General features: G+C 37.1%; 9 protein-coding genes. All 9 read left to right on the top strand.

Annotation, left to right across the window (positions count from 1 at the left end; genetic code table 11):
* The first annotated feature begins 71 nt into the window (after positions 1 to 71).
* On the top strand, positions 72 to 1,019 hold the full coding sequence (locus V7K42_RS15350) for a glycosyltransferase family 2 protein (protein ID WP_334917471.1): 948 nt from the start codon (positions 72 to 74) through the stop codon (positions 1,017 to 1,019).
* A 25-nt stretch (positions 1,020 to 1,044) separates the two neighbouring features.
* Positions 1,045 to 1,914 (top strand): class I SAM-dependent methyltransferase, encoded by an 870-nt coding sequence (locus V7K42_RS15345; protein ID WP_334917469.1) that lies wholly within the window; start codon positions 1,045 to 1,047, stop codon positions 1,912 to 1,914.
* Between the two features lie 14 nt (positions 1,915 to 1,928).
* Positions 1,929 to 3,083 carry a glycosyltransferase family 4 protein gene (locus V7K42_RS15340; protein WP_334917467.1) on the top strand — a complete coding sequence of 385 codons (1,155 nt, stop codon included), beginning with the start codon at positions 1,929 to 1,931 and terminating at the stop codon, positions 3,081 to 3,083.
* Entirely contained in the window at positions 3,080 to 4,318 is a 1,239-nt protein-coding gene (locus V7K42_RS15335) for a glycosyltransferase (RefSeq protein ID WP_334917465.1), read from the top strand. Before V7K42_RS15340 ends, V7K42_RS15335 begins: the two co-directional genes overlap by 4 nt.
* 125 nt (positions 4,319 to 4,443) lie before the next feature.
* Positions 4,444 to 5,478 (top strand): glycosyltransferase, encoded by a 1,035-nt coding sequence (locus V7K42_RS15330; protein ID WP_334917463.1) that lies wholly within the window; start codon positions 4,444 to 4,446, stop codon positions 5,476 to 5,478.
* A gap of 386 nt (positions 5,479 to 5,864) precedes the next feature.
* Positions 5,865 to 6,953 carry an acyltransferase family protein gene (locus V7K42_RS15325; protein ID WP_334917461.1) on the top strand — a complete coding sequence of 363 codons (1,089 nt, stop codon included), beginning with the start codon at positions 5,865 to 5,867 and terminating at the stop codon, positions 6,951 to 6,953.
* The gene (locus tag V7K42_RS15320) at positions 6,943 to 8,250 is read left to right on the top strand and encodes a hypothetical protein (RefSeq protein ID WP_334917459.1); all 1,308 of its coding nucleotides are present in this window, start codon (positions 6,943 to 6,945) and stop codon (positions 8,248 to 8,250) included. Before V7K42_RS15325 ends, V7K42_RS15320 begins: the two co-directional genes overlap by 11 nt.
* A 274-nt stretch (positions 8,251 to 8,524) precedes the next feature.
* Positions 8,525 to 10,012, top strand: a complete 1,488-nt coding sequence (locus tag V7K42_RS15315) for a hypothetical protein (protein WP_334917457.1) — start codon at positions 8,525 to 8,527, stop codon at positions 10,010 to 10,012.
* 258 nt (positions 10,013 to 10,270) lie between these two features.
* Positions 10,271 to 11,033: acyltransferase family protein (locus tag V7K42_RS15310; RefSeq protein WP_334917455.1), on the top strand; the 763-nt coding region annotated here is incomplete at its 3' end.

Raw genomic sequence — 11,033 nt, 5'->3', positions numbered from 1 at the left:
TTCATTTTATCAAGATTTACTGAGGAAATGAATTTATATCAAGACTTATATTAATTGGTTAGGTTATATTTATGGTGAGGGTTTCAGTTGTCATTCCCTGTTACAATGCATATTCTTTTGTTGAAAAAACTATTAGAAGTGCATTAGATCAAATCACTCAACAAGATGAAGTTATCATCATTGATGACGGTTCTACTGATGATTCTGCCGATATTATTCTTTCATTCGGCAACAAAATTAGAGCTTATTTCGGATCAAATCAGGGCGCAAGTGCAGCACGTAACCGAGGAACAGACATAGCACAAGGTAAATTTATTCAATACCTTGATGCTGATGATTTATTACGAGCTGATGCCTTAGAAAAACGAGTCAATGCTTTAGAAGCCAGTGGTGCTGATGTTGCCTACTCAGATTGGCAAAAGTTGGAGGAAAATGAAACAGGCGAATTTTTGCCAGGTAACGTCATTGCCAGAAAAATTGAAGACGTTCACCCCGATCCCCAAATTGCCTTGTTCACTAATTTCTGGGCACCACCAGCTGCTCTCCTCTATCGCCGGGAAATTGTAGATGCAATAGGGGGTTGGAATGAGTCATTACCAATTATTCAAGATGCACGTTTTCTGTTGGATGCAGCCTTAGTAGGTGGTAAATTTGTCTATGTCCCAGGGGTAGGAGCCGATTACCGCGTTCACAAAAACAAAAGTTTATCTAGTCGCGATCCTGTAGGTTTTGTAAAAGACTGTTTTCATAATAACTGCCAAATTGAAGAATTTTGGCGGCATCATGGCGGACTTACTCCAGAACGTTCTTCTGCTTTAGTGAATGGGTATGATTACACTTCTCGTACCCTGTTTATGACAGAAGAAAAACTTTTTCAAGAAAATCTGCACCGTCTTTATCAACTACAACCAGGCTTCAGTCTTAGTTTTCCAAAATTAGTAGGAATGATGTCCACTATTTTAGGTCAACAGATGACACGCTCTGTAATGAAACTTTTAGGAAAAGCTCACGTTTCTTAATCCAGAATATTACCTTCAAAACCAAATGAATAAATTAGCTTTTTTCAGTCAGATTGTTAACAAGCAACTTAGTGGTCAAAGTCGCTATTGTCCTCATTGTGAAAGTGAAAAAACAATTCTAATCCAGCGAAAAAAAATTCTTTTAGAACTGCGCCAATGTCAAGAATGTTTTTTGATGTACCGCTATCCTAAAGACGGAATAGCAGACAATATTGATTTTTATCAATCTGAATATCAAGAAGGAATGACTACTGATATGCCAGATGAAGTAGAACTAACAAATTTGTTGGGATCAGGATTTCGAGGCAGTCAAATTGATTTATCTAACAATATACAAATCGTTAAACAATATATAAATCATGGGTCTTTACTAGACTATGGCTGCTCTTGGGGGTATGGTGTAAATCAATTTAATCAAGCTGGCTACGATGCTGTTGGCTTTGAAATCTCAAAATCTAGGTCTGAATATGGACGCAAGCATTTATCAGTAAAAATTTTGGATGAATTGCTTGATCTGGAACAATTTCAACCCCATTCCTTTGATATTATCCACACTAATCATGTTTTAGAACATTTACCAGAATTAACTCAAGCTTTTTCGCTTTTTCAAAAACTCATTAAACCTACTGGATATTTAATTATCTTTGTTCCTAACGCTGGTGGTCAATCCGCACGCAATCTTGGCGTAGGTTGGGGCCCGATGATTGGAGAAAAACATACTTTAGCACTGGATGCTAGATTTTTTGCTAACAATTTACCTAAGTATGGATTTATCCCTCTTTTTAACAGTCCGCCTTATGATAATACTCCTGTAGCTTATGAATCAGAAGAGCAAGCGAGTATGGTATTTCCGGGAGATGAGTTACTAGTAATTGCTCGTCCTGTCAATAGCTAATTTACCTATCTTCTATGAAAGTCTTAATCTCTTGCGGTACTAAATTTCATTCAGATCATCTTGCTTATCAGTTACAGAACAGGAATAGCTTGTACAAGCTAATCACTTCCCATCCATCATTTGCTTATAAGAGAGTGCCGGTAAATCGAGGAAAAATAATATTTTTACCTCCAATATTCGCCGTATCCCTGATTCTGGATAAGCTGTTAGGTAAATTTTATTTTTTTAAATCGCCTTTTGAATGGCTACTGGCTGTAGTTTATGATTGGATGGCTAGTTTGCGTGTAGGAAACCCAGATGTCTCTATATCTTGGGCTTGGGCCAGCCTACAAACCATTAGAGCAGTCAAAACAAATGGTGGTATTGCCATTCTTGAAGAGTGTGGTTCGTGTAACAAACATCAAGAGCAATTATTATCTGAAGAATATGAACGATTAAATTTAGATTATGAGTCCAAAACATTTAAAAAGATAATTACTAGAGAATTACAAGAATGTCAGGAGGCAGATTATATATTATGCCCTTCTAGATATGTCGCTGACTCTTTGAATAAATGCGGAATATCAAATCACAAGTTAATAGTCATTCCTTATGGTGTAGAGCTTAATTTATTCAATCGCCAACCAAAAAAAGATAAGATTTTTCGAGTTTTATTTGTAGGTAGTATCGGAGTTCGTAAAGGGCTAATTTACTTATTTCAAGCTTTAAAGAATTTAAAATTAGATAATTTTGAATGTCTAATTATCGGTTCAGTGGAATCAGCCTTTCAAGATATTTTCACAGAATATCAGCAATACTTTACTCATATACCAAGAGTAGAACACTCCCAACTCAAAGAGTATTATTCTAATTCCTCAGTATTTGTTTTACCTAGCTTAGATGAGGGAATGGCTTATGTACAGTTAGAAGCTATGGCTTGTGGCTTACCTGTAATTTGTACTCCCAATTCTGGAGGAGATTCTGTAATCAGAGAGGGAGAAGAAGGTTTTATCATCCCCATTAGGGATTCTCAAGCAATTCAAGAAAAAATAGAGTATTTATATCAAAATCCACCAGAATTGAGCAGAATCGGCAATAACGCACTCAAAAGAGCCAAGGAATTTACTTGGGATAACTATGGTACTCACCTAGAAATGGCGTTAAAAGAACTGTTAGCAAAAAAGGTATGAGTCGTAAACGGGTTTGTTTGGTCAGTCCGGGTCATGTATCCTGCAATCCTAGATTATTGAAAGAAGCAAATGCTTTACATGATGCGGGTTTTCATGTGCGAGTAGTTGCTGGAAACTATTCAGCCGAAGCCCGTCTTTTAGATGAAAGTATTTTGCCCCAAGCGCCCTGGTCATGGACACAAGTCACTCTAGGAGGCAAACCAACATATTTGATGCGTAGACTCTGGCAAGAATTGGCTAGGAGAGTCGCAACGACAGGTTGGATTTCCCATTTGTCTGTGGCTATTTGGGCACATAGTCCTATGAGTGCCAAGCTTGCCAAAGCGGCCGCGGCTGAATCTGCTGACCTTTACATTGCCCATTGTTTGGCTGCACTTCCAGCAGCGGCTTTTGCCGCTCAAAAACATCATGCCAAACTAGGGTTCGATGCCGAAGATTTTCATATTGGCGAATTAACTGACACTCCAGCCAACCAGACAGAGATTCGGGTGCGCGATCGCATTGAACGTACTTTATTACCTCGTTGTCAACACTTAACTGCTGCTTCACCAGGAATTGCTACCGCTTACGCTAAACGTTACGGGGTGAACATGGAACCGATTTTGAATGTATTTCCCCTAGCAGAAGCACCAGCGACCACAGAGCGACACCAGGGCGATCGCGTTGGTTCAGAACCTTCCCTGTACTGGTTTTCCCAAACTATAGGCCCCGGTAGAGGATTAGAATCAATCCTACATGCAATGGGGCAGATGCAAACCCCTGTGCGTTTGCACTTACGAGGTATTCCTTTTCCTGGTTATTCAGAACAGCTGATGCAATTAGCCCAAGAGGTGGGAGTAGGCGATCGCCTCCACTTTCTTCCTCCCGCACCCCCTGATCAAATGGCTCAGTTAGCAGCTTGTCATGATATTGGGTTATCCCTAGAGCTAATTCAGCCCCTCAATCGAGCGATTTGTCTAACCAATAAAATTTTTGTTTATCTTTTAGCAGGATTACCGATATTAATGAGCCTTACCCCTGCCCAACAAGAATTTGCCAAACAATTAGGAGAAGTTGCTTTATTAGTAAATATTAATGACTCAGTAGCAGTAGCAGTAGCTTTAGATAACCTATTATCTAATCCAGCTAAACTTGAATTTGTTCGTAATCAAGCTAGAAAATTAGGTAAAGGAGTTTATAACTGGGATCTAGAACAACAATATTTTGTCAAACTTGTAAAGGAAATTTTACAATGAACAAATCACTATTAGTCAAGATATTTGGATTTCCTGCAACACTTATTCACGGAGATCCGATGATTAATTGAAAAGCCTTTAAATAACTGGCGACATCAAAAAACAATAATAACTAAACCAGTGTCATGAGAATCTTGCTCAGTTCCGATCCTGAACTTCCAGTACCACCAAAACTTTATGGTGGTATTGAACGCATTGTTGATTTATTAGCTACAGGATTACAAATTCGCGGTCACAGTGTGGGACTAGTTGCTCACCCTGACTCGACCTCAAAAGTAACTCAATTCTTTCCTTGGCGGGGGAAGCGATCGCAAGATCAATTTCATACAATCCAAAACACAACTCGTCTTTGGTCAGTAGTTCAGGAATTCCAGCCTGACTTAGTTCACAGCTTTTCTCGCATTCTCTATCTGCTACCTCTACTGGGTTCTCAACTGCCAAAAGTCATGTCTTACCAGCGCTACCCTACCAAGCGCACCACCAGTTGGGGAGCGAAGCTGGCTCAGGAAACTCTCACCTTTACAGGATGTAGTGACTATATTTGTACTCTGGGAAAAGCAAATGGCGGAACTTGGCATACCATTCATAATTGCGTTGAGCTAGAGAAGTATAATTTTGTGCCAAAAGTAGCAGAGGACGCGCCGTTGGTATTTTTGAGCCGAGTAGAACGAATTAAAGGAGCGCATACAGCGATCGCAGTTGCCCACAAAACAGGACGGCGTTTAATTATCGCTGGAAACTATAGTCAAACTGGGGAAGAAGGAAAGTACTGGCAAGAAGAAATTGTTCCCAATCTTGGCAAAAATGGGATTGAGTATGTTGGGACTGTTAACGATGCTCAGAAAAATGAACTTCTGGGACAAGCTGCTGCCATGATTGTGCCGATTGAGTGGGAAGAACCTTTTGGTATTGTTTTTGCCGAAGCTTTGGCTTGTGGTACCCCTGTTATTTCCTCCTCAAGAGGGGCATTACCAGAAATCGTGCGTCAAGGAATTGATGGCTATTTAGTTAATAGTTTTGAAGAAGCAGTTACTAGTATTGAAAAATTACCAAATATTAACCGTTATAACTGTCGTCAACGTGTTGAGCAATGTTTTTCTGCTGATGTAATTGTAGAGCAGTATGAGAAGCTTTACCAACACATAAGTAGGTTAGCGTAAATAGTTAAGGCTTTGTAGTCAGGGATTTATCCATCCAAGTCTGGCTGTTCACGTAGCTTAGACTGAGAGCATCTCACCTTTGCAACATATAGCTGGCTGGCGATTATAAATCGCAGTTTATCTTGCACACAAACTTTTATCTGCACCACTGCCCCAGAGCGATCGTAAAACTTTTCAGTCTACTGAAAGTGCTTTGAAACGTACTGAAATTAAAAAAAATTAAGATGGATTGAGGCTAATGGGTTCGATCCCCTATCAATTCGCCAACAGTCTCATTCCATTCGCCAGTGTATGATTTATTCTCACAGAATAACTTAAAAACACGACTTTTATAAACAACCAAAATAATATTTATTTTTCTAAAGCGCACATATAGAGACTAAAATATGCCAAAGATTACCCATATTCATGCATTAGATGGACTGCGAGGTATTGCTGCCTTAATGGTGATGTTTTTTCATTTTAATTGGCAGTCTTTTAATTTTTCGCTAATAAATAAAATTGCTGTTTTTGGTCAAACAGGTGTAGACCTTTTTTTTGTACTTTCTGGATTCTTGATTACGAGAATTCTAATCTTTACAAAAGAAAACCATAGTAATAATTTCTTTTACAATTTTTATATCAGGCGCTCGCTGAGAATTTTTCCTCTATATTATGGGTTTTTAATACTCGTATACTTTTTTCTACCACTATTTAAAATAGATAATACGCCACCTTTAAGTAACCAGCTATGGTACTATCTGTATCTACAAAATATTCCAGCTACATTTACAGATTTAAATCTCCAAAGTAGCGGGCCAGGACATTTTTGGTCGCTAGCAGTTGAAGAACACTTTTACCTTTTTTGGCCATTGTTAGTATACTTTCTGCCATCAAAGCGTTTACTATGGGCATCTTTGGGAATTATTCTATTAGCACTAGTCATTCGTATCATATTACTTACTCATAATATAGGTGTATTTTACTTTACTTTATGTAGATTTGATGCTTTAGCGATGGGATCGTTGCTTGCATATCTTGAATATAAAAACGATCTTAGTATTTCCCGAAAGTATTTTGTGAATATTGGCATTTTTTCTATTGTTTTATTGCTAATTACCTGGCGCTTTACTGGGGGACAAGGACTGGATTTCATTGAAACGTTAAAATTCACAATGATAGCCTTATTCTACTTGTGTATAGTAGGTTATCTATCAATTGAAAAACATCCAAATATCATACATAAAATTGTAAGTAATCCTTTATTGGTATTTACTGGTAAAATAAGTTATGGTTTATATGTTTTTCATCCTCTTATTTTTGGAATGATTGGCAATCAGAATCTAAATTTTTATGTTTGCATTGTAATATCTATCTTCTTAACATACTTAATCGCATATTTAAGCTATGAATTGTATGAGAAAAATTTTATAAAAATGAAAAGGTATTTTGAAGATTCAAAAAATTTGACTATTCCAAAATCAAATGAACCATAAAGTTCTAATAGTTAGTCCCCATTTTCCACCAATTAACGCTCCCGATCATCAACGGGTGCGAATGTCTCTGCCCTACTTTGAAGAATTTGGTTGGGAACCTCACATTTTAACTGTTCGTTCAGATTGTGTTGAAGGAATCCAAGACCCCATACTAGCAAAAACAATTCCCTCTAATATCCCCGTTACATATACAGGAGCAATACCCCTTCAACAGACTCGGTTGATTGGTATGGGCAGTTTGGGATTGCGAAGTTTTCCCTATTTACTTAGAGCAGGCGATCGCCTCCTTCACCTGCAAAAATTTGATTTGGTATATTTTTCAACGACCATATTCATCACTATGGCTCTAGGTCATAGATGGTACAGACGCTTTAGAATACCCTATATCCTAGACTTTCAAGATCCCTGGTTAAGTGATTACTACAAATATACAGACACTACTCCACCAGGAGGACGCTTCAAGTACGGATTTTCTCAACTCCAAGCAAAATTGCTGGAACCCAGGGCTATGAGTAAAGTCAGTCACGTAATTAGTGTTTCACCAACATATCCGAAAACCTTACAACAGCGATACCCACATTTACAACCAAAACAGTTTACTGTTTTGCCTTTTGGAGCTCCAGAGTCTGATTTTAAGAAACTTTCCTCCCTCAATATTCAGCAAAACATATTTAACCCCAATGATGGTAAACGCCATTGGGTATACGTGGGCAGAGGTGGTGATGATATGGCCTTGGCTGTGAGAACTTTATTTCTGAGTATTCAGTCGGAGCGTCGCCATAATCCTAAACCTTGGCAATCAGTTCAACTGCATTTTGTTGGTACTAGTTATGCTCTTGGCAGTCAAGCCGTTAAAACTATAGAGCCAATAGCCCAAGAACTAGATGTTGCCGACTTAGTAACCGAATATCCTCATCGCATTCCCTACTTTGAGGCGCTACAAGTTCTCATTGATAGCGACGCTATTCTACTCATTGGCTCCGATGACCCCAGCTATACGGCTTCCAAACTCTACCCCTGTATTCTAGCTCGCAAACCCATCCTGGCAATTTTTCACCAGGAGAGTTCTGTAATTGATATTCTACAACGCTGCCAAGCTGGTCAAGCTGTTACCTTTACTTCATCAAACCAGCCTGAAGATTTGCTTTCCGAGATGGTTGCTCAAATTAATTGGTTGCTTTCTATGCCAAAAGGGTTTCAACCAAAAACTAACTGGTTAGCCTTTCAACCCTATACAGATCGGGAAATGACCCGCCAGCAGTGTGCCGTATTCGAGCAGAGTCTTGCTAATTTATAGAAAAGGCAGTTGCTCATAAAGTAATTCTTCAATTTTAGGTATTAGGTTATACATTGAATAAATTATGTAAGTCTTTAAACAAGTAGTCAAGAATTTTGATTTATTCTAGTGAATACACGATTTTTTACAGACGTGTTATCAATCTTTACAACAGCAATAGTCCATTCTAATTTTACAAATAAATCTCGTCCATTTTGAAACTTTGAGTTTCATATTCAGTTAGTCATTGCGTGTACAAGCTTTATGCTAGTAACAATTTTCTAAAATTATGGTTATGACATCTGGGTTTAACTTTGAGTCCCCTATAGGATTTAGCAAACATCAGAAGCGTTGGTTTGTAAAAGCCTTTTGGATTGTTCTGATGTTAATAGTACTAAAAATCATCACTGCTGATGCACCCTTTCTCAGTAAGATGGGTGCCCTATTAATTGCAGGAATGGCACTATTACCAGCCTATCTCTGGTGTGCCGATCGTGCCAAAGGACTGCCGCTATTTCCAATAATGACACTAACCTACTTAGGTTCACATGCTTTTCCCCTTATTTCCAAAAATCCAAATATTATTAATTATTCTGAAGAATTACATTTTAATGCAGCCGTAGTCGTTGCCATTTTTCTAGGAGTTGGAACAATAACTTGGCTTGCTTTCGTTAGTCGTGAACCTCAAGGCATATCTAAAATTAAAGTATTTAAACCAAACCAAATAACCCCTTTCTTTCTGCAAATAATCTTTTTTTCTATTATATTTGATCTTTTACAAAACACTGGATATTTATGGTTAATAATACCTAGCTCAATTTATGCAATTTTGAAAACTGCAATACCGTCTCTTACTAGTCTGGGATTAATGATATTGGGTTATCAACTAGGAGCTAATCGCTTGAGTCGTAGACAGTCAAGACTATTTATTTTGCTAACGGTAGTTATGATTTTTCAATCAGGAGTTAGTCTTTACCTTAGTGTCGCAGGTGTGTATGTAGTATTAATGAGTTTAGGTTGGATGCTTGGTAGTGGCAAATTTCCGTGGCGATTATTATTGATCACTTTTTTAGTCATATCGTTCCTAAACTTAGGGAAAGGAGAAATTCGATCCCTTTACTGGAATAAAGGCTCAATTCAACCCTCGCAATATATGACTGTATACATTACCTGGCTTAATAATTCTTGGCAGCATATCAATACTCCTAAAGACAGTATAAGTAGTGATAAAAAAAAGCCAGAAAGCTTGGACGATCGTTCAAGCATTATACACATGCTGATGAAAGCAATTTCTGAAACTGGAACCTTAAGAGAATATATGCAGGGAAAAACTTATTCACTTATCCCTCAATTATTAATACCTCGGATATTTAACTCAAACAAGGTTCGTGGTAGTGAAGCCACCAATATGTTAAGCGTATATTATGGTTTGCAAACATATAAAGAAACCTTTACAACCGAAATTGCCTGGGGTTTGTTACAAGAAGCTTATGCTAACTTTGGCAGGATAGGTTGTGCTGGTTTAGGAATATTTTTAGGGAGTTTATATGGATGGATAACTCGTTTGACTATGAATGTTCCAATTACATCATATCGATTTCTGCTATCACTGATTTTAATCATGCTGTCAATTAAAAACGAATTGACTTTGAGCTCATTTTTGAGTATTTTATCTCAAAGTACAATGATTTTATTAGTCATCAGAAGTTTCTTGATGAAAGGTATTAAATACTATCCCTCTCAAACCTATAGTATTTACCCTACTGGTGAACTACGTTTTTAAAGCTGCCATTTTGCTAAAAAATATTTAACTATACCTTAGTCGCTTAGAGGTTATTTTAAAAGTATTTTATTTGCCTGTGATTTTAGGTATTTATTGACTCCCCTTAAAAAGGTAGATTTAGAGGAATATATAATTTTTGATTCATGCCGACAAGAAAACCTTTAAAATATCCTCTTAAAAAATGCTATTGAGATTAAACTTCTGAGAAGATTTATCCATTATCTTTTTAAATAAATTATACCAATATTTATTGATTTAATGATTCAAAAGCGAATTCATTCATTTGATGGTCTTAGAGGAATAGCTATATTGTTAGTTTTGCTAGATCATGCAAAAAATACTATTCACTCTAAAAGTGAGATTTGGAATTTAGCATCAATATTTATAGCCAATTCCAGCTTGGGAGTTAGGCTCTTTTTTGTCCTAAGTGGCTATTTAATAACTCTAATTTTGTTAAAAGAAATTAATAGAGGTGGTATTATTGATTTGAAAAGATTCTATGTACGCCGTGCAATACGGTTATTTCCCAGTCTTTACTGCTTTATAGTAGTAGTTTTCATTATTAACTTGATTGCTCATTTGAATATCAATGCAGAACAATTCATAGCAGCAGCAACTTTTACATGGAACTATCTAGGGCCTTTTCACAATGGTTATTTGAGAGGAACTTGGTTTCTTGGTCATTTATGGACTCTTTCATTAGAAGAACAATTTTATTTACTCTGGCCTCTAATTTTATTGTTATTAGGAATTAACAAATCTCGTAAGTTATCTTTTATTCTAATTTTATCGATGCCGATTATTCGTGTAGGTAGCTACTTTTTATTTCCTTCAGTTAAAGGATATTTAAACATGATGCTACATACCTCGATAGATAGTATTATGGTAGGCTGTCTAATGGCTATTCTTACTCTATTTCCTGTCTTAAGTGAGCGGATATATAAATTGAAGGGATTTTCCATAGTAATATTACTTATCTGGCCATTGTTCATTACTCCCATTTTGGCTCACTTGATTAGAG

This window comes from Nostoc sp. (assembly GCF_036917455.1).
Classification (GTDB): domain Bacteria; phylum Cyanobacteriota; class Cyanobacteriia; order Cyanobacteriales; family Nostocaceae; genus Nostoc.
The sequence above is the reverse complement of the archived record's forward strand: the minus strand, read 5'-3'. Positions and strand labels throughout refer to the sequence as shown.